The 25,521-nt window shown below is 36.3% G+C and carries 27 protein-coding genes and 6 pseudogenes; 23 read left to right on the top strand and 10 right to left on the bottom strand.

What is annotated here, in order from left to right:
* Positions 1–232: 232 nt before the first annotated feature.
* Positions 233–766 (bottom strand): annotated as a pseudogene (locus MKX57_RS13850) (cupin domain-containing protein); the annotation flags it as partial.
* 291 nt (positions 767–1,057) lie between these two features.
* On the opposite strand from MKX57_RS13850, the gene MKX57_RS13845 reads away from it, so the two are divergent.
* Complete coding sequence (locus tag MKX57_RS13845; RefSeq protein ID WP_089987373.1) at positions 1,058–1,414, top strand: YolD-like family protein; 357 nt, start codon at positions 1,058–1,060, stop codon at positions 1,412–1,414.
* A gap of 88 nt (positions 1,415–1,502) precedes the next feature.
* Here the strand turns inward: MKX57_RS13845 and MKX57_RS13840 are convergent, their stop codons facing one another.
* From MKX57_RS13840 to MKX57_RS13825, 4 genes are all read right to left on the bottom strand, one after another.
* A complete protein-coding gene (locus MKX57_RS13840) occupies positions 1,503–1,979 on the bottom strand; it encodes a GNAT family protein (RefSeq protein ID WP_036126585.1) in 477 nt (158 codons plus the stop codon).
* Between the two features lie 92 nt (positions 1,980–2,071).
* Entirely contained in the window at positions 2,072–2,350 is a 279-nt protein-coding gene (locus MKX57_RS13835; protein ID WP_008181928.1) for a hypothetical protein, read from the bottom strand.
* Between the two features lie 312 nt (positions 2,351–2,662).
* Positions 2,663–2,722, bottom strand: a complete 60-nt coding sequence (locus MKX57_RS13830) for a YjcZ family sporulation protein (RefSeq protein WP_272898258.1) — start codon at positions 2,720–2,722, stop codon at positions 2,663–2,665.
* Between the two features lie 188 nt (positions 2,723–2,910).
* Positions 2,911–3,135, bottom strand: coding sequence for a hypothetical protein (locus MKX57_RS13825; RefSeq protein WP_025117363.1), 225 nt, complete (start codon positions 3,133–3,135; stop codon positions 2,911–2,913).
* 270 nt (positions 3,136–3,405) lie between these two features.
* Here MKX57_RS13825 and MKX57_RS13820 point away from each other — a divergent pair, with 270 nt between their 5' ends.
* Both MKX57_RS13820 and MKX57_RS13815 read left to right on the top strand, forming a co-directional pair.
* Complete coding sequence (locus MKX57_RS13820) at positions 3,406–3,705, top strand: CD3324 family protein (RefSeq protein WP_089987372.1); 300 nt, start codon at positions 3,406–3,408, stop codon at positions 3,703–3,705.
* 105 nt (positions 3,706–3,810) lie between these two features.
* A complete protein-coding gene (locus tag MKX57_RS13815) occupies positions 3,811–4,368 on the top strand; it encodes a GNAT family protein (RefSeq protein ID WP_089987371.1) in 558 nt (185 codons plus the stop codon).
* 293 nt (positions 4,369–4,661) lie between these two features.
* On the opposite strand, the pseudogene MKX57_RS13810 reads toward MKX57_RS13815, so the two are convergent.
* Positions 4,662–5,612 (bottom strand): annotated as a pseudogene (locus MKX57_RS13810) (SDR family oxidoreductase).
* 751 nt (positions 5,613–6,363) lie between these two features.
* Here MKX57_RS13810 and MKX57_RS13805 point away from each other — a divergent pair.
* Both MKX57_RS13805 and MKX57_RS13800 read left to right on the top strand, forming a co-directional pair.
* A complete protein-coding gene (locus MKX57_RS13805) occupies positions 6,364–6,729 on the top strand; it encodes a hypothetical protein (RefSeq protein ID WP_008181425.1) in 366 nt (121 codons plus the stop codon).
* Positions 6,730–6,955: 226 nt separating this feature from the next.
* Positions 6,956–7,066: a RusA family crossover junction endodeoxyribonuclease gene (locus MKX57_RS13800; RefSeq protein WP_309598893.1), complete on the top strand. Its 111-nt coding sequence runs from the start codon at positions 6,956–6,958 to the stop codon at positions 7,064–7,066.
* Between the two features lie 310 nt (positions 7,067–7,376).
* Here the strand turns inward: MKX57_RS13800 and MKX57_RS13795 are convergent.
* A pseudogene (locus MKX57_RS13795) lies at positions 7,377–7,508 on the bottom strand (spore coat protein); the annotation flags it as partial.
* On the opposite strand from MKX57_RS13795, the pseudogene MKX57_RS13790 reads away from it, so the two are divergent.
* From MKX57_RS13790 to MKX57_RS13775, 4 genes and pseudogenes are all read left to right on the top strand, one after another.
* Positions 7,502–7,612: pseudogene (locus tag MKX57_RS13790) on the top strand (phage terminase small subunit-related protein); the annotation flags it as partial. The pseudogenes MKX57_RS13795 and MKX57_RS13790 overlap by 7 nt on opposite strands.
* Positions 7,613–7,683: 71 nt before the next feature.
* Positions 7,684–7,909 (top strand): annotated as a pseudogene (locus MKX57_RS13785) (phage portal protein); the annotation flags it as partial.
* Positions 7,910–7,947: 38 nt separating this feature from the next.
* A complete protein-coding gene (locus MKX57_RS13780; protein WP_089987368.1) occupies positions 7,948–8,379 on the top strand; it encodes a hypothetical protein in 432 nt (143 codons plus the stop codon).
* Positions 8,380–8,953: 574 nt separating this feature from the next.
* Positions 8,954–9,721, top strand: a pseudogene (locus MKX57_RS13775) (GNAT family N-acetyltransferase).
* A gap of 720 nt (positions 9,722–10,441) precedes the next feature.
* On the opposite strand, the gene MKX57_RS13770 reads toward MKX57_RS13775, so the two are convergent.
* Positions 10,442–10,891, bottom strand: coding sequence for a GNAT family N-acetyltransferase (locus tag MKX57_RS13770; protein WP_089987366.1), 450 nt, complete (start codon positions 10,889–10,891; stop codon positions 10,442–10,444).
* A gap of 405 nt (positions 10,892–11,296) precedes the next feature.
* Between MKX57_RS13770 and MKX57_RS13765 the strand changes: the two genes are divergently transcribed.
* From MKX57_RS13765 to MKX57_RS13730, 8 genes are all read left to right on the top strand, one after another.
* Positions 11,297–11,584: a hypothetical protein gene (locus MKX57_RS13765; RefSeq protein WP_089987365.1), complete on the top strand. Its 288-nt coding sequence runs from the start codon at positions 11,297–11,299 to the stop codon at positions 11,582–11,584.
* Positions 11,585–12,151: 567 nt separating this feature from the next.
* A complete protein-coding gene (locus tag MKX57_RS13760) occupies positions 12,152–12,700 on the top strand; it encodes a hypothetical protein (RefSeq protein WP_008181440.1) in 549 nt (182 codons plus the stop codon).
* A 251-nt stretch (positions 12,701–12,951) separates the two neighbouring features.
* The gene (locus MKX57_RS13755) at positions 12,952–14,013 is read left to right on the top strand and encodes a suppressor of fused domain protein (RefSeq protein ID WP_008181442.1); all 1,062 of its coding nucleotides are present in this window, start codon (positions 12,952–12,954) and stop codon (positions 14,011–14,013) included.
* Positions 14,014–14,073: 60 nt separating this feature from the next.
* Positions 14,074–15,732: a DUF6138 family protein gene (locus tag MKX57_RS13750; protein ID WP_089987364.1), complete on the top strand. Its 1,659-nt coding sequence runs from the start codon at positions 14,074–14,076 to the stop codon at positions 15,730–15,732.
* A 13-nt stretch (positions 15,733–15,745) separates the two neighbouring features.
* Complete coding sequence (locus MKX57_RS13745) at positions 15,746–16,441, top strand: DUF4274 domain-containing protein (RefSeq protein WP_342529659.1); 696 nt, start codon at positions 15,746–15,748, stop codon at positions 16,439–16,441.
* Positions 16,442–16,457: 16 nt separating this feature from the next.
* Positions 16,458–17,258, top strand: a complete 801-nt coding sequence (locus MKX57_RS13740; RefSeq protein WP_089987363.1) for a hypothetical protein — start codon at positions 16,458–16,460, stop codon at positions 17,256–17,258.
* Positions 17,259–17,434: 176 nt separating this feature from the next.
* On the top strand, positions 17,435–17,797 hold the full coding sequence (locus MKX57_RS13735) for a hypothetical protein (RefSeq protein WP_342529658.1): 363 nt from the start codon (positions 17,435–17,437) through the stop codon (positions 17,795–17,797).
* Positions 17,798–18,109: 312 nt separating this feature from the next.
* Positions 18,110–18,541 carry a hypothetical protein gene (locus MKX57_RS13730; RefSeq protein ID WP_090003306.1) on the top strand — a complete coding sequence of 144 codons (432 nt, stop codon included), beginning with the start codon at positions 18,110–18,112 and terminating at the stop codon, positions 18,539–18,541.
* A gap of 128 nt (positions 18,542–18,669) precedes the next feature.
* On the opposite strand, the gene MKX57_RS13725 is transcribed toward MKX57_RS13730, so the two are convergent.
* A complete protein-coding gene (locus MKX57_RS13725; protein WP_089987361.1) occupies positions 18,670–19,704 on the bottom strand; it encodes a YdcF family protein in 1,035 nt (344 codons plus the stop codon).
* Between the two features lie 239 nt (positions 19,705–19,943).
* Here MKX57_RS13725 and MKX57_RS13720 point away from each other — a divergent pair, with 239 nt between their 5' ends.
* From MKX57_RS13720 to MKX57_RS13710, 3 genes are read left to right on the top strand one after another with little or no spacing between them, the layout of a single operon-like run.
* Positions 19,944–20,378 (top strand): GNAT family N-acetyltransferase, encoded by a 435-nt coding sequence (locus MKX57_RS13720; protein WP_090003305.1) that lies wholly within the window; start codon positions 19,944–19,946, stop codon positions 20,376–20,378.
* 10 nt (positions 20,379–20,388) lie between these two features.
* Entirely contained in the window at positions 20,389–20,862 is a 474-nt protein-coding gene (locus MKX57_RS13715; protein ID WP_008177169.1) for a nucleoside 2-deoxyribosyltransferase, read from the top strand.
* Between the two features lie 17 nt (positions 20,863–20,879).
* On the top strand, positions 20,880–21,194 hold the full coding sequence (locus tag MKX57_RS13710) for a YbjQ family protein (RefSeq protein ID WP_008177171.1): 315 nt from the start codon (positions 20,880–20,882) through the stop codon (positions 21,192–21,194).
* A gap of 645 nt (positions 21,195–21,839) precedes the next feature.
* On the opposite strand, the gene MKX57_RS13705 is transcribed toward MKX57_RS13710, so the two are convergent.
* Complete coding sequence (locus MKX57_RS13705) at positions 21,840–22,271, bottom strand: hypothetical protein (RefSeq protein WP_089987359.1); 432 nt, start codon at positions 22,269–22,271, stop codon at positions 21,840–21,842.
* A 93-nt stretch (positions 22,272–22,364) separates the two neighbouring features.
* Between MKX57_RS13705 and MKX57_RS13700 the strand changes: the two genes are divergently transcribed.
* The 3 genes from MKX57_RS13700 to MKX57_RS13690 all read left to right on the top strand — a co-directional run bounded on the left by MKX57_RS13700 (position 22,365) and on the right by MKX57_RS13690 (position 25,471).
* Complete coding sequence (locus tag MKX57_RS13700) at positions 22,365–24,053, top strand: AAA family ATPase (protein ID WP_089987358.1); 1,689 nt, start codon at positions 22,365–22,367, stop codon at positions 24,051–24,053.
* A gap of 147 nt (positions 24,054–24,200) precedes the next feature.
* A complete protein-coding gene (locus MKX57_RS13695; RefSeq protein ID WP_008177176.1) occupies positions 24,201–24,692 on the top strand; it encodes a DinB family protein in 492 nt (163 codons plus the stop codon).
* Between the two features lie 272 nt (positions 24,693–24,964).
* The gene (locus tag MKX57_RS13690; RefSeq protein WP_043990266.1) at positions 24,965–25,471 is read left to right on the top strand and encodes a TetR/AcrR family transcriptional regulator; all 507 of its coding nucleotides are present in this window, start codon (positions 24,965–24,967) and stop codon (positions 25,469–25,471) included.
* Positions 25,472–25,521 lie beyond the last annotated feature (50 nt).

Raw genomic sequence — 25,521 nt, 5'->3', positions numbered from 1 at the left:
CCTAACTCCTAGTATTTATCTAAGATTAGGATGGAACAGTTTATGACATTCTATTCATCTTTTACAATAAAAGTTTAATACAAGGGGTATTTTAATAATACGTGCCATACGGATACATATGTGGGGAAGGGTAATGGTATGGATATGGATAATGGTATGGGTTTGGGTATGGACATGGTTTCATGGATGGCTTCTTTTGTTTGCATGAAGAATTATCAGTTGCCGATTCCACTCGATTACAGCCTTTTGGTGGCCCAATATAAGTAGATGGAACAATGGGTGCAATGGTTTTCTTCCATTGTTCCTCATCTAAACAATAGGTATGCGCCATAATATTGGCAGGTGTAAATTTCAATATATCGGATCCTAAAATAACCTCTGGTGTTGGAGCGTCAAAGATAGCAAGCAAATGGGTGTTATCCTCTGTGGCAACCTCATAATGCCACCAGCCCTGTGGGATATTAGCTACTTGCCCAGGCTTAATCGGGTAGTTTTGAAGTTTTTTTGTAAAGGGATTTAATAGGGAAACCGTTGCTGCACCAGAAATACAATAGACAAGCTCAGCTGCATTTTGGTGATAGTGTGGCTCAATGACATTATCTTTGCTTAAAAAAATATCCAGTAAAGATGTATTTTCTAATGTATTTAATTGTTCTACGCCAAGGATATTAATGTAATTTCGTGCATCTTTTTTAAAAAGCGTACTTTTGTTGACATCAAAGGTAAACTCTGCAGAAGGCGATGTATAATCGACATTTGTGTTAATACTTACATCCTTTCTCACTAAAATTGTGATATTCATCATCATCACAGATTATGATTGAAATGTTTATAGACTTATACAAATGCCTAGCGTTTGTCTAGAACTCGTAGCAAGCATATGCTAGAGGAATTGTATTAAATTACCACTGCTATTAAAGAACGCATGTGCGTATAATAAAAAGAACATATGTTTTGTTTTGAGGGCGGCGTGGAAATCTTAGCAAAGCAGTCATGACTTTCAACGTTTTAGTTTTCTCAAGCGTCCCCCGTAACTGAGCTGAAAGGGTGAGATAATATGATTAAAGATCGAGGAGCTATGAAATGGACATCGATGATGCTTCCAGAACATTTACTGCTTTTGAAAAAGTGGAAGCAAGAGGTGCAGACAGAACCGCCACGGGAACGTGCAGAATGGGAACTGGAGGAATTACAGCAAACCATCACACGTGCATTAGCAGAACGTAACTATATTATGTTAACTATTTGGGAAGAGGCTAATTTTGTTCAATATGGTGGCATTATTAAAGAGATGAATGAGATGGAACTTCTGCTAGAAACGATTACAACAACGAAACATATCGCATTGAAATATATTTATGCTGGCTATATAGAGGTGGATGGCAATAGCGGTATTGAATGCACAATCGAGTGAGTGAATTTAGTGCCTAATAATGAATGGTACGAATGACAGCGGATAACAAAGTCACTCATTTGAACATCGAAAATGAGTGACTGTCTCCTTATAGGTGCAATTGCATCACTATTTGCTCACCAATTGGTCCCATTCGTCTTTCACCATTATCTTCAAAACCTACGTTGAGATACAAATTCTGCGCAGCGATATTTTTGTGATTTACCACTAACACTACTTCGTTAAATTCTTTAAATTCATGCTTGACAAAGTCAGCCAGTAAAAGCATTGCTTTTTTTGCATAACCCTTGCCTTGCTGTTTATGATCCATAGATAAAGCGGTAAGTAACATCGCCTGTGGATTGCTAGAATATTCCTGTACTCTTTCAGTTGTATGAAGTACGAAAAAACCAACAGGTATTTTATTACTTAAAATTACAATAGGGTACTGTCCCACTTTTTCGATAGTAATCTCTTTTGGTAAGGCAGTAAATTGGTGCTGTTCTACGGGCAATTCAAACTCATTTAACTGGTCTGCATAGTCTTCTGAAAAATGTACTAATTCAATGTTAATTGTGTCTTGCATAAACAAGCCTCCTTTTTTAGTATTGTATACATAGAACAAATGTTCGTCAAGAAGGCTTGTTTAATAATCAGGCAAGCTGGCGTTCTTTTACTTTATAAATTACCAAAAAATAAAATAAAAGAAATACTCACAATTAGAATCAGTGTTAAAGCCATTGTCACAATGCCTCTCAGCAAGGTCGCTAAATTTCTGACATCTTTCATTCCTACAACACTTAGGTAGAAGCATACGATTGACAATAGCATTGTCAGTGTCAATGGGTGAAGATGGACATAGGTGACAAAAAAGTCTTTTAAGGAACCGGACAGAAAAAATAATAGGATGCAACCTAAAGATAAAATAAAGGACCAAAAATTTAAATTAATGCCCATTTGTTTTCCTCCTCTCTACTAAAACGATAGTTCTAGAAAATCTATAATAGAGTAAAAGGATGCAAAAAGAGGCCACTTGGATGAAAGTGACCCCTAGAACCAATAAAGGAGTGTCATGTAAAGTAGAAAGAACTTTACAATACTATTATTATGTTAAGTTATCATTTGGAGATAGTTATCTATCTTCAATGGTGTAAGAAATATATTTTTATTATCTCATAACAGGTTAGAATTGGGTGAAGGGGAAATAAAAAAGGCTTTAAGCTTTTTCATCATTAGAAATAAACAGAAGCTAAAGCCTTCATATGACCATTAGCAAATGAAGCTTGCACCAACAATATTGAGAAGAATGAATAGGACAACGATGAGCACGAAAGTTGAACTGTTACCACTGCCATCATTTCCGCCACAAATAATTATTGAAATTGCCTACATTTCCACAGTATCCCACAAAGGTCTCCATATCAATTGTATGTATCAGATTCAAATGGAGGAGCGATCATCATCTAAGTAACTAATATTAAATGGTGCCATCAAAAAAACATCCTACACGGATGTTTTTAATATAACGGCTGCCGCGTTTGACAAGGCGGAAAACCATTGACATCTTGAATCATATGAAAATCATACTGCTTTAAAGCAAATTGACTTTGATACAAATATTCGAGGACAAGAAGCTTCCCACCTGAAACGCCACAAAGAACACCAGATGTTCCTTGCCCATTCGTCAATGAAACACCGACCGGTTGCCCGATTAAATAGTAAATTTTATGTTGCCAAGGCACTATGCCACTCCCTTCAATCTAATTATATGAATGTAATGGTCAAAGGTGCATAGGGGAATGCCTAAGGTGGGATCACTTTAAAGTGGACTATTAATTACACCATTCATATATTGGTTTATATGCTATAATATGGATATAAAAAGGCGTGAATGAAGGGGTGATAATTGCGTGAGGAAATATATGATGTTTGCATAGCAATGGCTATGGCAAAAAAATATTGAGCATAGCCGTTGCTTTTCCTAAAAAAATCTACACATTTAGGAGTGCAACATGAGCTATAAAAAAGCAAAGCATATTTTACCTGAAGAGTTGTTAGCGGCCATTCAGGAATATATGGATGGCGAATATATTTATATCCCGCGGAAAGAACAACATAAAATGAGCTGGGGATCTCGTACCACTATAAAAGCTGAATTGGATTTGAGAAATGCCAATATTTATAATGATTTTTTATCTGGAATGGTTAGAGAAACGCTAGCTGAAAAATATTATTTATCACTAAAGAGCATCCAGAGAATCATTTTAAATGAAAAAAGAAAAGCAGCAAATCAACAGTCATTGCGTTTTTAAATCGCGATGGCTTTTTTTCTTTTATGAAGGAATATTGAGGTTTTATCAAAATTAATAATCAGCTATATTACAGGTATAACAAGAATTACCAAAGGGGAGAGAGCGATGAATTTTACTGAATTATTGGGCATGTCATTTCAGACCATCCAAACAGAACAAATTCGATTAAGAAAATTAAAACGAGACGATGCGCCATCATTATACAATTATTATTCTAATGAAAACATCTATCGTTATTTGGATTGGAATGGTCCAGAATCCATTGAAAGAAGTATTGAGGTCATTCATATTTGGAATGAGGGCTTTGAAAAGGGGTGGATAATTCGTTTTGCTATTGCTGATAAAATGTCAGATGAGGTGATAGGCACTATATTTTTAAGTGAATTTGAAGGTAAACGGGCTGAAATAGGTTATGAGTTATCAGAAAAATATTGGCATAAGGGTATTATGTCAGAAGCTATGAATGAAGTATTGGCAATTGGATTTAATCAGTTAGGGTTAGTGAGGATACAAGCCATTGTTGCTGAAGAAAACATAGCATCAAGGAAGTTATTAACGAAATTCAATTTTAAAGAAGAGGGCTATTTAAGACAATATGAATGTCATAGTGTGACTGGCGAATGTAGAGATATGTTGATTTATTCTTTACTACGGAAGGGATAACAACGTAGAGAAAGCCGATAGGAGAGAATTATGATCGCCAAAAACCACGATGTAAAGCTGGGATAGCGTTGTACAAAAACATCTTGGGGGCGATGTTAAAGTTGCTATCCCGCAATTAATGTATGTTGTTGTAGTTATGAACATAACCACTGTCAATAAATTGAAAAGCAAATGAAATAAAGAGGCAAAGTTGAATCGTTAACATCTTTTTTGAACCATCTATAAAAAATTGAAAATAAAAATTAAAAAAACTCAGCATACAATTACGTGTTGCCTGAGTTTTCTTTACGTAGCTACGAATTGGTGGATTTTCCGCCATCCACATGTAAAACCTGTCCCATTACATGTCTAGAATCATCTGATGCTAAATAAACGAATGTCGGGGCCACTTCAAAGGGCTGTGCCATTCGGTTAAAAAGATTCCCTCCGTGCAATGCGTTTTCGTCAGAGGAAAAACTGGAGGGGATTAATGGTGTCCAAATTCGACCGGGGGCAATTGCATTGACGCGAATCTGCTTTTTAGCCATGCTCTTTGCTAAAGAAGGAGTCCAGCCGACGACAGCTGCTTTTGTGGCAGAGTAATCGATTAATAAAGGCTCACCAGCATAAGCTACTACAGATGCGGTACCAATTATGTAGCTACCAGCCTGTAAATAAGGGAGGGCCGCTCTTGTCGTATAAAAATGTGAATAAATATTAAGCTTAAACGTTTCATCGAATTGTTCATCTGTAATGTCAGTCAGGTCATTTTGTTGAAACTGAATGCCAACATGGTTACATAATATATCTAAGCGTCCAAACGTATGAATGGTTTCATAAACAATATTTGCACAATGTTTTTTTTCACGGAGATCCCCAGGAAGGAGTAAACATTTTTCTCCTAGTTCCTCAATTCTATTTTTAGTTCGAGTAGCGTCCTATGCTCATCTAAATAAGCAATTGCTACGTCGGCCTCCTCTTTCCGCAAAGGCAATCGCAGCAGCTGCACCCATCCCACTATCACCCCCAGTAATAAGGGCTACTTTCCCTTTTAATTTTCCACTACCTTTATAATGAGGGTTTTCAATGATAGGCTTCGGCACCATTAAGCTTTCGAGCCCTGGTTGACGAAGCTGCCTTTGTTCAGGTTGGGTAAGAGGTACTTCTTTATATTGCGTAATCTTTCCATAGACAGGATATTGAGGGTATGGATCTTCTTTTTTACTGTCCTCAAACCATTTTTGATAAAAACGAATTTGTTCCATTAAATCTTGGTTATCTTGAGCTGGCCCGTCACTTGGATTGTTAATAACCAATCCCTCCTTTTCAACATATACTATGATTGATTACCTTCGTATGTTAAAGCAAGAAAAAGACCATCATCGCAGGGGGATGGTTAGAATGGAGATTGAATTTTTCCCAGAAGTGACACGGTTACTAGAAAATAACGTATATTAATTAAACATTCATTATTTAAATTACAGCTGGTTTACACCGAGTATTGGTGTTAGACCCCCATATTATTGGCATCCCATTTACGAACCTTATTATCCATTAGGATAAAGGAGTCTATGAGCTCACGTTTTGATCGAGCTCATTTTTATTTTGTTATAAATGAGGAATTTGACATAATAGCATCGATGGCACAAGAGTGTAGGGGGATCAATATAATAAGTATGCGATTGTTGAATCTTGATGTTTAGGAGTGACACTAGGAAATGTTCATGACCGCTGTATGGGTAACGTTCATTTTTGGCAGTTTTTCATATATAATGTTGAAATATCCTCATGATGTTTTAAAGGTGAGCCCCTTTTCAAGAGGATTTGCGGAAAGCCCATTATTAAAAATCTACATCCAGTTGGTAGGATGGGTATTTGTATTACTGATTATTGGTGTTTGGACCGATGTCTTCATTCAATGGCAGTTTCTATAAAGTTTTTAAAAGATGAAAAATGCAGAATATTATTCCAATTTGGTGATTTTTTGCTTATTATTAAATTGGAGGTGGTTAGTAGATGTATAGTAATACTGCAAATATGATAAAACAAACAACAAATCTTATAAATTCATTGAATAAATTAAAACAAAATCTGACCTTTGTAAAATCATATGTCACTAGCGATAAAATATTGGCTATCTATTTTTTAAGTAATGCATATAGTGACTTTAATTTATTCAAAACTATTTATCTATCTGTAACACCTGGCGATCAAAAAATTGATGAATTCTTACAAGAGTTTGAAAAATTCTTTGTAGAAGTAAATAAATACTTACAGTTTATTTCTGAAGATAGTATGGAGGATCAACTGCATAAAGAAATAATGCTTTCGATTAATGAAACAGAAATGTACTTATTAAATTTATTAGATATTTATAGATAAATGTTTAGACATTCCTATGAAGGAGTGTCTTTTTATTACTAATACAGTATAACCAAGCTGAAAAATCGTATTAAAGAAGCTAGGATAAAATTGCAAACATTGCAAATATTTTATTTTTCAGAATTCGCCACCACAGAATCTTTGTACAGGGCCAAAGAGAAAGCTTTTAGCTAGTGGTGAATTATGTCCAACTAAAAAGCCGGATCTCGATAACTTGATTTAAAACATTAAGGGTGAGTGCAATAAAATCATTTGGAATGATGATTCACAAATAGTTGAGATGAATGTACGGAAGTTTTATTCAGAGCAGTCTAGAGCAGAGGTGACGATTAAATGAAAAATACATTTTGTTTACTGGTGATGCTCATGAAACGGTTAAGTTTGATTTTACAGCAAAGCATATTGCACTTTTGAATCTAGGGCTTTTAATCAACAAGATAGCTCAAAGGTTTTTAATCAGTAACGCTAATGTAGCTTTAATTGTTATGGACCTTGTGTTGGCGGGACGGATTGGGCCAAGAGCTGGTGGGTTGTTAGGTAAGAAGAAGGTGGTAGTTAAAAGAAAATGTTCAGCAAGGAAGGAGGAATCTTGCTGAACATTATTTTAAATATGATGATAATAATTTTACTGAAGGTTGGATTATTTATTAATTAATGAAATCTTGAGGAACGCATTCACGAACACCAGAATTTCTTAATGAGTTAAATAAAGCTGCACTAATTCTTAATAAAACATTGTTATCAGTGCCATTTTCTAAATCATAGATGACAAAGTAAGAAAATGTTTGGTGTTCCAGAAAAAACAATTGGTTCATGGAAATCAAAGGATAATTGGAATGAGAAACTTAATGGAGTACTCCAATCAGAAGAACGGAGTACTCCGAATAAAGCAGGAGCTCCGAAAGGTAATGTATGGGGATGGATGACGAAGATGCGAAGAAAGTTGCTCAAACTGGCATCTTTGAATTGATGGGGTGAAGATGATGACATTAAATATCTAACAAAAGATGTTAATGATCAAATGATCGAGAAACACCTGAATCGCTTAGAAGCGAACATCATGCGTATAGCCAAAAGCGTGAACTTCAGTGATGAATCGTTTGCAGGTAATTCTACAGGTGTGGCAATGAAGTATAAGCTTATGCGGCTCGAGAACAATTGCAAAACAATGGAGCGAAAGTTCATTACTGCTCTTGATCCTAAAGAAGTTGATGAGTCATGAATCAACAGGAAATCAATCAAATCTTAGATGAACTGGGAGCTAAAGCAGAGAGGGATATTGAAGTTGTATTTGCAAGAAGTTTAAAGTCTATTCTCGCTCATATGTTAGAGGGGCATCGTAAGTTTGGTAAGAACGGCCAAGCTACCTGGATTGACGTTAACAAGTACAATCGCTTTAATCAAGAGATGAAGTTAATTGCTCAACAGTTAAATGCTGTTTATAAAGAAGTTATTAAGCTCATACAAGCGTCACTGGAGCGTCTTTACATCGAGAGATACTTATTGATAGCTTACCTCTTACAACAGTCTACTGGCGAGGAAATGGTTATACAGACATGGCAATACGAATTGAGCAAGCTATGGGATGAACGAGGAAGAAAGCTATCCTTGTTGCTCGTACAGAGGGTGGTCGAGTTAGATCACAAGTAGATTTGGCTATTGAGGAACAGGCTAGCAAGACAGCACTGCTAACCAAGGTGTGGATGTCATCACTTGATACTACAGTTCGCAAGTCTCATAGATAGCTAGACGGGCAAAGAGCTGATAAAGACGGCTATTATCATTATGGCAAGTGGAAATCAAAAGCTCCACGGCTTTGGGGCATAGCATCGATGGATATTCAGTGTCGCTGCCATACAATTTTACATAATCAATGGCAAACTCCCTGAGTACAGACGAGGCAGAGATTATATGGATGATACTTACCAAAAGAAATTAGCTACTCTAATTGAAGCTTACATGTCTGCTTAAGGATTGACCTACAAACAAGCTTTAAATAAGGCTTACAAAGAGGTGAAACCGCCTAGGGTCACAGTGCCATTCATAAGCTTTGAGGAATGGAGACAACAGTTTAGTGGTGAAGGGTGAGTGAATAAACAAGTGTGCTTTAAGTTTTCTGAAAATTATGGGAGGATATAAAAAATGTGAACAATGTTTAATTTTAAATGAATTGCTTCTATAATAAAAAGAGTGCGCGCTGTATTTAATTGGAAGGAGCAACGAAATGATTGCAGATCAACAATTAGTTATAAACAATCTTGAAGAAAAAATAAGAATATTCACTCACACAGTTAATTGAAAGCTTATCAATGAAGAGGACTTCATTTTTACGAATACAGAAATACCCACGGATACATTTAATATACTTTTGCCGAAATCTTCACAGATAAAAAATGAATTTAACATTAGAAGTAGCATCGAAAGTATGACTCTTAAAGAATATCCCTTTAGTACGTGGATTGACTCTCGGTATTTGAACGCAAGCTGGCAAGACCTGATGGAAGAATATGACCTAAAAGAAGCAGAACGTAATGTAATGATGAAACTTGAAAATACTCTTAATATAGGTCAAAGAATTTCCCATCAACTTATGATTACTAGTGTGAAAAATAATGAAGATCTTTTAAAATATATAGAGGTATTTAAGAGCTTATTTGAAGGTACACCAGAAGAAGAGGCACTAAAAAGTTATTTTAACGAGTTTTCACTAAAAAAATTAGGTTCAGAAGTTCAAATGTTTATTGGTTGTATAGACGAAATGGCTGTAACTACCGGTTTATTAATAGAAAGCAAAGATAGTTATGGTATTTATGATGTGATGACAAAAGAAACATCTAGAGGTAAAGGACATGGCAGTGAAATGTTTCAAATTCTTCTAAATCAAACAAAGGATAAACAAAAACCGGTTGTATTACAGGCTTCCAATGATGGGAAAAATATTTATAAGCGATTTGGTTTTATAGAAATCGGAGAAATGGTTGTTTTTGAATAAATAGTTTTCTTGTTAAGCAAAAGGGCACTTTTATGCAACAAAGATTTTAAATTTCTTCATTTTATAATAGGGTAATTTGGACAATCTTACATTTCAAAAACATGCTTTGTAGATTTGTTATCTTATTAAGTTTATACGGTTAATCTAATCCAAGTTTTTTACAAATTTATCGTATGTGAAGTTAATGATAAATTTGTGATTAAGCCATTCATTTTGAGTGGCTTTTTTTTATTTTTGTCTTTTTTCTCGTAGACGCTATAAAGAACGGGCACAAAAATATTTTCGAACAATTTAGTCAATCGAATAACTAAATTGGGCAAGAAGGAAAACATGAGACCCAATCCATTTAACCTAAAAACTTTTATACCTTAAGATATTCAGATGCTTGTAGGAGAAGGTAATCCTAATCCAGAGCCCGCTTGAACCTACATCGGAGCCAGCACCAGGAGGAAACGGTCAAGGGGCTATGTTGACACTTGAATCGGTTCAATATTTTTAAACACAGAAACCAACAGAAAAGGATGATGGCACAATGAATTCACTAACGATACAACTAAAGCAAACAAGCAGTAGATAAAAAATTTTGATAAGTCACACCTAGATAAATTTGACACTGGCACATTAACAGGTGGAGATTTTGAAGGTTTGAAGATCAGCATTGTACAGCATAGTGCTTAACATTACGGGCCCGTTACCTTAATTGGTAATGGGCTTTAATTATTAAAAAATATTTAATTCTAGAAAGTCATCAGTTTCCATAAAACCAAACTTCTTATACACTGGTCTACCCATTTTTGAAGCCCCAAGCCAGATTTGTGAAATACCTGAAATCTTAGCTTCATCAACTAATTTAGTTAACAGCTTTGTTGCGATTCCTTGCCCACGATAATTTTCATTAGTATACATATTTGTGATATAAGCCTTTTTTCCAGTCTTATTGGTGTAACAAGGTGGAAATTCATAAAAAATTACTGCACCACAAGCTATAATTTCTTCATTATCTTCCACTAGCCATTGAATTAAAGTACCATCACTTAGTTTATTTTTAAAGAAAACAAATAGTTCTCTATCAATATCTATATTAGGTTCTATCCCCTCATCAACTAATTGCTTTTTTCTTAACTCGACCAATTTATCAATATCATCGACATTTGCTTTACGATATTTCAACTTCTCACAACTCCTTTATAAAATTATAACTGACCAGCTCTATAGCATAATTAATTCTAATCATTTTCGTTCTTATTAAACTAAACTGCATTAAGTTATTTACTAACCTGCACCGTTACTTTAATAAAACAACTCCCTAGTAAAGAAAACTCATAGTAAAAATACAAAAGCAAAAAGAATAAGACTTATTTATCTCACCTCCTACCCAAATTATACCATTGTCTATAGCGGAAAATAACACCTTCTTTCACTAACCTGCTCCGTCAGTTGAAGAAGAATCCGTTCCTCAACTCTTGAGGTTTGATTCTGTGCTTTTTTTACTTCTATAAATTAACACTCGTAAAAATACGAACGTTTGTTATGTAATTACACAAACGAATGTTCTTATCGAGGGGATGGAGTTGTATGTCGAATCCTGAGCAACGGCGACTATTTCATGAATTTTTAATTCTAGAAATGGCAGTTCAATCATTGCAAAGTGATTTCTCAGTAATAGAAAATTTAAAAATGAGTAAAGGTTATTTACCAATCCTCGATAAGTTATTCAAAGACATAGGCCAAGATTATTACGTTTCAAAAAGGTTGTTGGCAAAAGAGAAAATAAGATTATTCAAAGTAGAAAAGATTGACGAGTATTTTAGTGATGTGTATGTAGCTACAGCAGAATTCCTCCTTCCAAATGCAATACAATAAAATTGTATCAATACTGGGTAGGTGTTGTTAGTATAGAATTCAACTGGTGCCCAAATAAATATAAAAGTAGATAAATAGAGAGAAAGATTTAGTGAGCCTGTAGGATAGGGTTCTATAGAAATGTATCAAAACTAGAAAATCTATAAACAGCTTTCTAAGCCGTTGGCAGGGTAATAAATATATAAAGAAATTAAAATATTTAGTCATTCAGGAAAACTAAGTGACTATTATTATCGTTTTCTAGTTATCTGTCCATTTATTTTTCTGTACCCCAAGTACCCCAGTAAAAAATCTTCTGTACCCCATTTGTACCCCACATAAGAATACAATTAACGGCATATAAATAAAGGTAGTTCAAAAATAAAATTTTCAGAACGTTGATTTAATGATAGTTCACTAACTTAAAATACTAGTAAATAAAACTAAATCTTAAGAAATTCTTCAGGTTCTACTAAGAAAATATTTAAGTTTATAGTATATACTTATAAAAAAAGGAAATTCACGAAACCATTTGAAGTTTTAAAACGTATTGGTAGTTGTAGAAAGAATATTGGAGTAGGTGAAGAAGTGGCACATACGATTTACATAGTATTAACTAAAACAGGGACATTATTATCGAAAGCGATAGGTATGTATACTGGTAAAGAGATGAATCATGCGTCAATCGCATTTGATGAGAGGCTATACGAAATGTTTAGCTTTGGACGTAGGCAATTAAACAATCCTTTAAGTGGTGGCTTTTTGCGAGAGGATGCGGAAAGAGGGCTATTTGAGTCAGCGGATTGTGTCATTTATCGTTGTAGAATTTCTCATTATCAATATTTAGAAATGGCTAAAATCGTGCGTTATATGTATTGGAATCGAGATCGTTATAAATACAACTTTATCGGGCTTTTTGGCGTGATGATGCAAAAGGAGGTAAGAAGAGAACGCGCTTATTTTTGTTCCCAGTTTGTAGCGACGCTATTAAAGGTGGGAGGTTTAAAGATTTATCAAAATCCAGCATTAATGACGCCTCACTGCCTAGGACAATTACCATATTTAGAGCAAGTATTTGTAGGGAAGCTGGCAGATTATTTACATGTTGTGCGTGAGCCAGCTATGATGTATGGCTAACCTATTCCGATTGATAGAACGTATAAATTTAAATGGCAGAATAGAAGGCTATTCAGGCAATCTTTTTGGAATCCAGAAGATGGCCTGATTTTTTTGCGTTAGTAATATTTTCCTCATGTAGAATGAAAATAAACCTAGTTGCACGATAAGTGAAAATGAGTCCTAATGCTGTTAATGAGCTACCATAAAATTGGTATCATAATGAATAGGTTAGTAGAGTCGATAGCGACAATTGCAAGGAGGAAACGTAAATGAGTGAAGAGGTTATGGCGGTAGGCTGGGATGCGATTGATGAAGCTGTATCACAGGTACATGGGGAGCAGGAGCCAAAGCATTACGGCACCATGATTCCTTATTCATTAGGTGGACAAGACCCTTTGGATGGTATAAGTGCCTATAAAAGTGAAACTCCAGTTCCCCATTGGCATTTTGTCACATATGGGTTCTCGGAACTATATGAAAAAGAGCTTGAAAATAAAGACTATAGTGGTTATGGATTTGAATTGACGTTTCGCTTAGTGCGCTCCGAAGAGGAGGATGAACCACCAGCGTGGGCGTTGAATCTATTACAGAATATGGGTAGATATGTTTTTAATAGTGGGAATGTTTTTAGAGCGGGTGATTATTTAGATGCAAATGGTCCGATCTGTCTGGATGCTGATACGCAATTAACAGCGCTAGCCTTTACGCATGATCCTGAGCTTGCTGAAATGGATACGCCGAATGGCAAGGTGGAGTTTATCCAAATGGTCGGCATTACAGAGGATGAACTAGAAGCAATGCAGACATGGAAAACTCTTGGTGTACTACAGGCTGGTATTAACCAAATTCCAAGCTATATAACGGACTTAACACGCCCCTCACTATTACAAAGCCCTGAGATTGTAGAGGCGGTAGAGCGAGGAATGATGGAAGATGGTTCAAGTACAGGCTTTTTATTTGTCGATCAGCTGGCTTGGCAGGTAGGGAAAAAGGGCTGGTTTAACAAACAATCCCATGTTATTCAATTAGGGGCGAAGCAGGCCGATGTCATCGGCAAATTATTACGTGGGCGAATAGTAAAGGAAAGAAATCTTAGCTTAGTCGGTCAAGATTTAACTATAGTATTTAAACCAGATCATCAAGTGGGTTATCAGGAAAATGAACAGGAAATTACCATTACATTGAACAAAGAGGCAGCTGAGGAGTTAAGTCAAAATTTAGTGCCGCAAGAAAAGCGGTTTGCCCTATCTTCATTAGAAGGTATAAGTTTCCAAATTATGAAAACACATATAAAGAATCAAGAAGGAGCGGTTGTGAAAACAATCGGATAAGGTAATCTCTCGCTAAATATTTTTTGGCGAGAGATTTTTCTCTAAGAAAGGATGGAGCAGATGCAGCAGTCTATACAATATTTTTTAGCGGATGTGTGGGATCAACTTACCAAAGTCTATCAGCAAGAAAGTAAACGTCTTGATGGTATTCAACATCAAAGCCGACTACAAGCAGGTATCTTTAACTATTTAAAAATCACATGGAAAAAAGGCAAAAGTCAATACGGGACTATTTGTATAGATGTCTATGAACCATTTAGCTGGAGTGATAGTGCTTATAAGGTGGATGCAGGGACATACATACAGGAAATTATAGAACAAAACTATGTGGAGGATCTTTTTTCGGCTTTATGTACGAAGATGGAGCAAATGTTTCAGGCACAGTCATATGGTCCTCGATTTTTTGATTATCATTTTCAGGTGTTGCTTGAATTTGAGTATGGTGAGACGATGTGGGCATTTCAAAAGGAGCTGCTTAATGTTCAGAAGCTAGCGTTCATGAAACAGGAATTAGCGTCTTTTATGGAAACGAAAGTTATGGCAGAGCTTCCTGTGCTTCCAAGCGACAATGATGAGTTTTTCTTAGCACAGCATTTAGTCAATCCACATTTTTTCCAACAAACAGCAGAGGAGATCGAACCGATTATTCGTCAGCTACAGGAAAAACATCTGGCGAATAAAGAGCGTTTAAATCAGTGGAGCTATTATTTTACAAATGCTTTTAAACATTGGGCAGAAGACCACTTTTTAAAGAGCTATTTTGAGCAAACAGATGATTACACCAATGAGTGGTTACTTAAAAACGAAGACATAGAACCTTCTATGGAGCAGGAAAAGCTAGATTTCTTTCTCTATGTGGCGGTCAAAATCGGTTATAAAGAACCAGCTACTCGTTTACAATACCTTACTCTAGCTAAAGAGCTTGGCTCACAGCAGGCAACAGAGTATTTACGAAATGGGAGTGGTCGTTTTGAAAGTAAGTGCAAAAGTGCTTTTATTGAGGGGAGAGCAAATGATATTTTGCAAACGATTGATATACAAATAAAAAAGGAAGAGGAAGCGGCTTATCGTGAAGCGCTTCATTATATCATTCATCTTTTACAGGAAGGCTTTCCGAAGGGCTATAAAATGACTTTAAAGACGAAAGTGAAAAATTTCCTTCCGCTTAAAAAGCTAGCCAAATCGAAGCTTCATCAGTTTTTTGCTAATTGCCTAGCTTATCCTAGCCTTTTTCCTTTATTAGCAGACTATGCTCAGGTGGCAATGAAGGAATATGCATGGTACCAGGATGTAGAGCCAAGTGAAAAATCAGCCATGCCTGGAACCTATGCGGTTTTGGGCTTAGGGCTATATAGTAAGGATTATTTTCCGCTTGTGCAAAGCTACATGACCCTGGTCGATTCTGAGCATCAGTCTGTACAGGATTCCTATGGGGAGGCTTTTATTGAAGCTCACGGCTTATCGGTAGAGCTTATTCCTGTGTTTGTAGGCATTCTTCTTGGTGCTAATGAATCAGCAAAGCCGCTAAAAGGGATTGAAAATATGGAAGTAGAACTACTAAAGGCACTTGTTCAGGAGTTAGAAACGAAAGAAAGCTATGAGCGTGAATTTCTTTTGTACCGAATATTTGGCGGTGCTAAGAAGCTTGCACAGCGTATAAAACAAGAAACCTCAGAAAGGAAGGAAGTGCTAGAAAAATTACAACAATGGGTCAATTAGGAGGGGAAGCCAAATGGAATGGGCAGAGGTTAGCAAATCTAAAAATCTGGAGACGGTGCGAAAAGCTGTGAGCAAGCTGGATGTAAATGAACGCGATGCGCGAGGAAGAACACCGTTAATGCTTTTCATCACAAATCGAATGTCAATGGAAGGGATTGAGCTTCTGCTTGCGCAAAATATAGACTTGGAGGTACGAGATAAGCTGGGTGATACAGCACTTAAAAAAGCCGTGAAATTTAAGCGAAAAGAAGTTATTTCATTACTCCTTGCTAGAGGCATTTCTTTACAGGCTACAGAAGGAATGACAGCCACTGCCTGGTATGCCGCAAGAGCGCAAAGCGAAATAGCCGATTTATTGTTGGATACACCAGGCGCCATCAGATTGACCTTGAATTCGGAAGAACAGCGACAAGTGGATACCATCCTTTATGAAGAAAATCTCGAGAAGATGTGTCAACAAATTAGCAAGGTTTCCTCGTCTATTATTTTGCATGCCATTGTCAATCATTACAACTGGGATGATGGGCCAGAGCCGATGCTAGAGGCATTAAACAATCCAGTATGTGCGGTGATAACCTTTATGGACATGTTTGAGTTAATGGAGGGTGATTATTGGCTCGCGCAAACAGAAGAGGAACTGGATGGCTTGCCTTGGAAGCAGCAGTGGAGAGAGATGGCGGAGAAACTACAGGTCAAGTTAGAACTTTAGTAGGAGGAAATTTTTAATGGATCAAAAGGCAAAGAAAATTTTAATGCAAACATTTTGGCAATCTGGTAGATGGAGAGATGGGGAGTATACGTATACAGAGGAGGATTTTCAGTATGCGAAAAGGATGGGCTTGATGTTTGATCGTTTAACGATTTCCCATGATGAATGTATACAAAGACTGCGACAGCTTCATGATGACAGGCTAACTAAGGATCTTGTGGTGAAGGCTTTTTTGCACAGCCTCTCGACCCGTAAAGTATATTTACGGAGTGCGTTATCAAGCTGGGCTCTTACTGCACAACTACCGATCCATACGTATCATGAGCGACCTGAAGAGTTAGTATCCTACAGTGCCTGTGGCTATTGTAATGAACATAAAATAATGTCGAATGAAAACTATATAAACGAAGATCTAAATGTCCTTAATTTTGAACGAGTGAAGTGGGGAGGTGTTCGCTTAAACTGGCTAGTGTATTGTTTGCTCGATCTTGAATGTTTAATACAAGAACAAGAGTCATTAATCGTTTGTGAGGCAGATATAGAGATTTTCAAACAGATGCTAGAGGCTATAAAGTCCTGTAAAGATATGGATGCTGCTAGACAATTAGAAAAGCGTTGGAAGGATGTTTTCAAGTCCAATCAATATGAGCGAGATGCCGTTATGGAAATATGGGGGTATGCTCGCCTACTAGAATCGACAAACGATTATCGCAAGGAACGCGGGCGGGGAACTGATTTTATGTCTATGGCAACTTGGAGAGGTCAGGACGGCTATTCAGAAGAAAAAGTGAATTTCTACTTTGGCTCTTATTTATAAAAAGAAGCTTTTTTGCAATGAATATAGAATGGTTCGTGCAATGGCGTCAGCAGAGCTGTAATACCTTTTACATATGACTCAAAAGTTCACGTCATTACAATTAAAGAGGGGCTATATGAAAAAAATCAAAATTATTTTGTCTTTACTTATAATCGTCATCGCTATTGGCTTTTTGATTGCAAAGTAAGACGAAGGATACTCTGCAACAGACGTATTTAGAGAACGCTAATTTTACTGTTGAAAATCCATCTATAACCATTCATACCGTAGATACAGACAAAGAAGATATATATACCCGAATTAAAATTCCAGAAGAAACGCAAAAAAGGATTTTACAAGCTTTTCAGAATGCAAAATTTGATAAAGCAACTATAAATCCAGTTGATTACGATTACCGAATCACCATTTCATTAAATACAGGTTATACTATGTACCTTGTTTCAGAAAAAAGGTCATTGACCGTTAATAGGACGGAAGAAAATTATACCATGGTAAACGATAACGATTTTTTTAGCATATTAGAAAAGGTAACTAAATAAAGAGTCCACCATTTACTATTGTAAAGTGAGATTCTAAAAGCTTTGTGATTCTGTTTTTATACAAGTCCTAAAACAGCGCCACTACAGGAAGCGTATGTGTTTCTTACGTTATTATTGTCTGCAATTGGTGTCACTAGTTTATTTTGTGCAGCAAAACACTGCATTGTTTTTTAATACTCATTACGCAGTCTTTTTATTAAACGTATTATTTTAGCCATCTACTGTTGTTATTACGAATTCAATATTGCATCTCTCTATAAAGGGAGATTTAAAAGCAAAACAACAACCTAAATTTTAAAAAAAGGTGAGAACATGAGAAGAAGTTTAATTTCTAATCTATTACTTTTGTTTGGCACGTTTATTTTACTAGGGGCTTTCGCTTATCGGTTATTGATTACTTCTGATATACCCGTTTCATATGCAATAGATGAAGCCGTTACTCTACATGTACTCATATTTATTTCTACAATGTTATATATTTGTGGCTCAATGATTATCTCTCGAAATACCATTCGATACACTGTAATAGCTGTATTAACGGTATTTATGGTGCTGAATATTTATCTTTTCAATACGGATGCTGAATATTTTGATGCCTCATATGCTCAAATAGCCATAGTCTTTATTCTGCATCCATTATTAGTTATTTTAATAAATGTTTTAGTGCAATTAAGAACAAGCCAACGCATTAAGACCGTTTTTGAGGATAAAACAGCTACAAGGTCGTATAAGGCTGCTGAATAAGCCCAAAATTAAATAGTGAATGACCGATAACAAACGCCATTTACTTGAGATAAAAAAATCTAGAAGTCCTGGCTATAAACACAATGAAAGGATTCAAATACGTAAATGTATTGAATCCTTTCAACAGTTTAGACAAAGAAAAAGCTGAATAGAGCTAATAAGATGGTCATAATAATGATAGGGGCAATCAGTTTCATATGTCGTTTCCGTTCTAAAACAACAATCGCTACATATTCACGAATCATGGCATTAGGCCAATAGTAAAAGGCCGTTTTCGAACCAATGCCCTGACTGTTTAAGCCAGCAAGTCTGGCATAAATTCCTGCACGAAATAAGTGGAAATTATTGGTTGTAAAGATACTGTTATATGCCTCGCCTTGTTTAATATCGTCCATTATTTGTTTCGAAAATAACATGTTTTGATACGTATTGACAGAACGATTTTCTTGTAGCGTATGCTCAATGGGAATCCCCTTTTCAATCGCATACCTTTGCATGGCTTCTGCTTCAGGTAGATTCTCATCAGATCCTTGACCACCAGACAAGATGATCGTTGGAGGGGTACTTACTGCAGCTTGTCTATGATAGAAATCGATCGCTTTTTGAATGCGGCTAGCTAACAGGGGCGGTACCTTATCATTAATTAAGCCACTTCCCAGTACAATGATAAAATCTTGATTATACTTGGGACGATTAAATTGATAGAGAAAATAAGCTGATAAGAAATTAGATAAATGGATAAAGAAATAAAATGTAATAAGGGATACCCCTGCAAATATCGGTTGGAGATGGCTTGAAAACAAGCTAGCTGGATTGATTATCGGTAACAGCATAAATAATAAAATGCCAATGGCTACTAGCAAGGTTAATGAATTAGCCAAGCGTCTACCTTCCCGTTTCATTAAAACTCTAGCATTTAAAAATAGGCCAAACATTAAAGCAATAATTGCAAAGGGAATAAGGAGAAAAAGGGCAATTAGTGGAATAACGACAGCCATTCTTAAAAAGTAAAGATCCGATGAAAAGGAAACAATGAAGCAGAATAACAGAAATGAACAGACAAACATATTAAATAGTAGTCCGTTAATCATCTTTCTTGGGTCTTTCCAATAAGAAAATAGAAAAATGAACAATAAAATTAGTGGAATAATGCCAAAATACATAAAAAATACACCTCTAGTGATGTTGTGGATGGTATCTTTCTATTATAAGGAATTATTAGCTGAAATCAACTAACTTCCAGCATGAGGAATGCCTTAGACCTTCAATGAAGGAATGGCATAGCATTGATTTCTAGTAAAGTATATCCACAACAAACGATTCTTGCTCTCGCTCTGTTTGTTCAAGTATCACGAAGGTAAAGTATTTCTGTTATACTATCAAACAGATAGAGGTGATGAACATGTATATTGTGACGATAGAAGGTCTACCCTATGATTGGCTCGGCTCATTGCAAGAACTACATGCCCATGTCTTTGATGGTGCTAAGCTAACGGTTGAAAAGCTAGCCAAGAAAGAGGGCCTCCTTTGCCTCTTGGCGGTGGAGGATGCAAATGTCATTGGCTTTAAACTAGGATATCCACATCCAGATGGTGTATTTTATAGTTGGTTGGGTGGTGTTCATGTCACGAAGCGAGGTCAGGGGATTGCTAGCCAATTAATGAAAAAACAGCATGAACATATTAAAACACTAGGCTTTGACAAAGTTCGTACATATGGCAGAAATACATTCAAAACCATGCTCATCACCAATCTCAAGCATGGTTTTGATATTGCTTCCACATTTGTGGATGAAATGGGAAGACATAAAATCATTTTTGAAAAATCGATAGATTGAGGAGTTCAACATGAAAGCATATTTAGCAAATGGATTATTTTCTTTAGGGGATCGTTTAGTAAATGAACAACTAGCCGCAGCAATTCGTGAAGCAGTACCAGGCATTGCCTTATATGTTCCGCAGGAGAATGATGCTATCAATGATAAATCAGCTTATGCGGATAGTTTAGCGATTGCTCAGGCAGACTTAGAAATGCTACAAAATAGTGATGTATTAATTGCTGTATTAGATGGGGTTGAGATTGATTCTGGTGTAGCCGCTGAAATTGGGGCGTTTTCTATGCTGAATCGTCCTATTATTGGTGTACTGACAGATGTTCGTCAACAAGGGCGAGACAATATGCAAAAAATAGAGGCATTGGTACGAGATGGGCTGGAGAATCAATTTGTCTACCGTAATTTATTTGTAATTGGCTTAATTAAACGTAATGGGGTTATTACAGCTTCTATTGAAGAGGCTGTGGAAGCTATTCAAAAATTGTAATACGAGGAGGAAAAACGATGCTATTAGCAACATCCGATGTGGTGGCAGGAAAAGAAGTGGTTGAAACATTAGGTTTAGTGAAGGGGAATTCTGTACAGTCAAGAAACATTGGGCGTGATATGATGGCTGGACTTCGAAATATTGTGGGCGGAGAGATGAAAGAGTATGCTGAAATGCTAGTGCGCTCCCGTGAAATTGCCACACAGGCAATGGAGGAAGAGGCCAAACAACTAGGCGCAGATGCAGTGGTTGGCGTACGCTATGCAACGTCTTCCGTGATGGATGGCACATCAGAAGTATTAGTATATGGCACTGCTGTCAGATTAAAATAAATAGTAAGAGGACTTTAATCGAATGGATTAAAGTCCTTTTTTATTCCGCATTTCTGTCATTTAATGTGAAAATTTTGTTATTTATGTCAAAAATTCAACCTATTTCGTTTAATGAAGTTTTCGGATAGAAGGCGTATAGTACCAATTATACCAATTAACTAGAAATTTTATGGTGAAATAGGCTAAATATGTAAAGGTTATTTAAAGTTTGGCGTGAAAGAAAGAGTGGGATATATGTTGGATTCACTTGCTTAGTCAAGGAGCTCATATAGAAGAAATGGATCCTCTTAAGCTTAGAGTAGAGCTGATTGAGATCATTCTGTCTATGCAGCAAAATTATCGTTGTATGGAATATAAGTAGATAAAACAAAAAAGAGGAATCGGACTGCGATTTCTCTTTTTCTTGTTTTGTGCCTACCTGTTAAAGGTATCGATTCTGTTGTCATAAGTAACCTCAAATTGTACGTACCCGTTTTCATTTTCATCTGAAAAAGTCAAAGCCTTTGGTTTACAACCTGATAAGAACAACATACAAGGTGAAATAGTAAAAAGTTTACTCCTTATCTTATACATCCTTCAAATGGTATTTGAACGTATATCATGGACATGAAACATCATTAGCATGGAGTGGTGTCTATGTTTATTTTATTGAAAAAGCTGTTCAATGAATGACGTATCGAAATCACTAGTAAGCTTGTAATCCTTCATGTAATTTTCTTCATATAAATAAACGAATAAATGCTCGGCATCATCTAAACGTAAGCCAACTTCTCGGTCGCCATTAATCGCTAAAGTGATCCAATAAGCCTCTTTAAAATTAGATTTAGTAAACCATACCTTTTTTAATGGTTGCTCGTTTAATTGCTGCATGATTTGATTCATTTCAGCTTCATCTGTTATCGTTATTGTTTTTTCATCTGAGGCACGAATAATTTCAATCGACTTAATTGCCTCTACATCAAGACGTTCCGTAACCTCCTTTGAAAAATCCGTGTCACGCGTTAACAGCATTGTAGAGATATACAGAATAAGTAGAGGTAGTAAAATGCCTAGAAGTATTTTATATCTTTTTTTCATGCTCTTCTCCTTAAATTCTAAAAATTCGCACATATGTATTCTTATCCACGCTATAATTGAGCATATACTGAAATGATAAAGGAAGGCAATAAAATGACACATAATCATGCAGAAAAAGAACTTTTTTACCCAGACGGAACGATCATGTATCAAGGTGGTGTCAAAAAAAATGATTTCGGCCACGATATTTATGACGGCAAGGGCATATTATTTGACCAAGATGGTGAACGATTATTCGAGGGTGAATTCGTCAATCATATGAAACAAGGAAATGGCATTATGTATTTAAAAGGGCAGCTTATTTATCAGGGCGAATTTATTCAAAATAAAAAACAAGGTCATGGCATTTTATATAAGGACGGTGCCATTCATTATGAAGGTCATTTCCGGAATGATTTAATGGATGGTTACGGCATTTTATATTATGAAGAGGATCTTATTGCCCCTTATCAAGCTTTGCGCGAACGATATCCCCATTTAAATCAGCCTCAATACGAGGGTGATTTTGTTCATGGCATGAAAAAGGGCAAAGGCAAACAATACTATCCAAATGGTTTTTTACAATACGAGGGTGATTTTATTTGGCATCATATGCAGGGGGCAGGGAAGCTCTATTATCCTACTGAATCACCGACAGCCGAGGAGCTTTCCATTGGTGTGACAGCGCTCCGATATGATGGCTACTTTTTTGAAGATACGAAGCATGGTAAAGGGAAAATCTATTCTCGGCAAGGGGTTCTAGAAGCGGAGGGGCAATTTAAAGAGGATGCGATGACCGGACAAGGGGTACTTTATTATGCAAATGGACAAGCCTCTTATATAGGAGAGCTCGTGCATGGCAAAAAGCATGGACGTGGGGACTTTTATAATGAAAAAGGAAAGATCATTTACAGTGGCGAATTTATCGATGATGAACGGCTGCGGATTACACCTGAAATCGAGCAGGAGATAGAGAAACTACAAATGCAGCTAAATAGCCTTGTAGGTCTACCAAATGCCAAAAAGGAACTACATAATTTAATCAATTTTATTAAAATTCAAAGTTTGCGGGTGGATCATGGCTTAACAAGTTTTCCTATTACCTATCATCTTGTTTTCTCTGGTAATCCGGGCACAGGTAAAACAACAGTTGCACGTATTATTGGTCAAATTTATAAGCATCTGGGTGTCCTATCAAGCGGTCATTTTGTGGAAACAGATCGTGCAGGGCTTGTGGCAGGATATGTGGGACAAACAGCGTTAAAGGTTCAAGAAGTGGTCCATAAAGCAAAAGGAGGTGTTCTTTTTATTGATGAAGCCTATTCCTTGATCAATGATAAACAAGATGCGTTTGGCAAGGAAGCCATTGATAGTTTATTAAAAGCTATGGAAGATTTACGAGATGACTTAGTAATCATCGTTGCCGGTTATACAGAGCTTATGGAGGAATTTTTACAATCCAACCCAGGCTTTAAATCACGTTTTAATCATTTTGTACAATTTGATAATTTTAGTACACAGGAACTCTATGAGATTTTTGCTATGCTTTGTCATAATAATGACTATCAATATGGTGAATCCTTTGCACATCATATGAAAAGGCAGCTAGATCAAATACCAATTGAAAGCATCACTAACTTCTCGAACGGTCGTTATATTCGAAACTTGTTTGAAAAACTGGTAACCATTCAATCAAACCGACTAATTCAACAGGCATCGATAACAAAAGAACAGCTGATGACATTTGAGGAGCATGATATCTTATTGGGCATGGCAGAAAATTTATTTGATAATACTTTTTAAAGATAGTATGGTTGTACGTCTGCTCTAGAGCAAGTCGGCTAGCGGATAATCAAATTAAAAGCCTTAGCTAGTGTAAAGTGTGATGAGCAAAAGCAAACAAATATTCATAGTCACTTATACTAAACACCCAATGGGAGGGAAAAGAAAATGGATGTGAAGACACTTTTATTGCAACAATGGACAAGCTGCTTAGATCAAGAAGACTGGTTTCCACCGCTTGAAAAAGTGCTAGAGGATATTACGCTTGAACAGGCGACTTGGAAACCAACTAAGGGGACAACGAATTCCATTTGGGAAATAGTTTGTCATTTACTTTTCTATAAAAAGCGACTTCTCGTGCGATATCTTGATGAAACAGAGAATGAACCGCAGGCAGAAAATAATGATGCTACTTTCCGTTTACCAACTTTGACGTTGCAAAATTGGAAGGAAACGAAAGAGGAATATTTATATGTACACCGCGAACTTGAAAAAATACTAGCAAAATCAGCACAAGAGGATTTAGATAGAGAGGTCCGTGGAGAACGAACATTAGTGCTTGAGCTGAAAAGTATAGCCATGCATGACGCCTATCATATTGGGCAAATCGTCTTTCTAAGTAAAATGCAGGATGTTTGGCCAGGGCAACACGACTGTTAAAAAGGATTCTGTAGAGAATAGGAATGTCCAAATCGGATGTTCCTATATTTTATACCAGAGCAATAACAATGCCGAAAAAAAGGGGGAAATGAATGAAAAAGCTCATAGCTATTATGCTAGTATGTGCTATCTTACCACGTGTAATCACCATCAACTTTACAGTGAATAATCATATCAATGTTCATCATAAAGGAGAGAAAAGTTGAAGAATTAAAAATAAGGTGGTAATATAAGACAAAACATACGCCATCGTATTTTTAAGGAGAATGATCATGCAAGTAACGAGAGATGATTGGATAAAAGCAGGCCTACAACAATTAGGGGAAGACGGCATACATAAAGTACGTATCGAGGCACTAGCTCGATCCTTAAACATTAGTAAAGGTAGCTTTTATCATTATTTTCGTGATCATCAAGAACTATTAGATGCCATCCTTGATTATTGGGAAACACATGCGACAAAAGCCATTATTGAAAGTATAGAGCAGGAAGGGGCTACTTTAGAGCAGCTCTTACGCATAAGCTTTCATAAAGATAAAAAAATAGAAATGGGTATCTATGCTTGGTCTAAGTATGATGCGCATGTCGCTACTCGAATTGTTCAAATTGAAGAACAACGAATTGACTGTGTCGCCAAGCTTTATCAAAAAAAAGGGATGGATGGAGAACAATCAATCGATCGAGCAAGGCTAGCTTATTTAACCTATGTTGGCTGGATGACTCGATATGAAGCCAACCCCCATTTTGATTTAGAGAAAATGGTGAAGCTGCTGTTATAGAAATTTATATGTCTCTAAGAGGGTGAAACAAATCTCTAGGGACCCTATTT

It is taken from the genome of Lysinibacillus sp. FSL M8-0216 (assembly GCF_038595555.1).
Classification (GTDB): Bacteria; Bacillota; Bacilli; order Bacillales_A; family Planococcaceae; genus Lysinibacillus; species Lysinibacillus fusiformis.
This window is presented reverse-complemented; position numbering and strand designations above follow the sequence as displayed.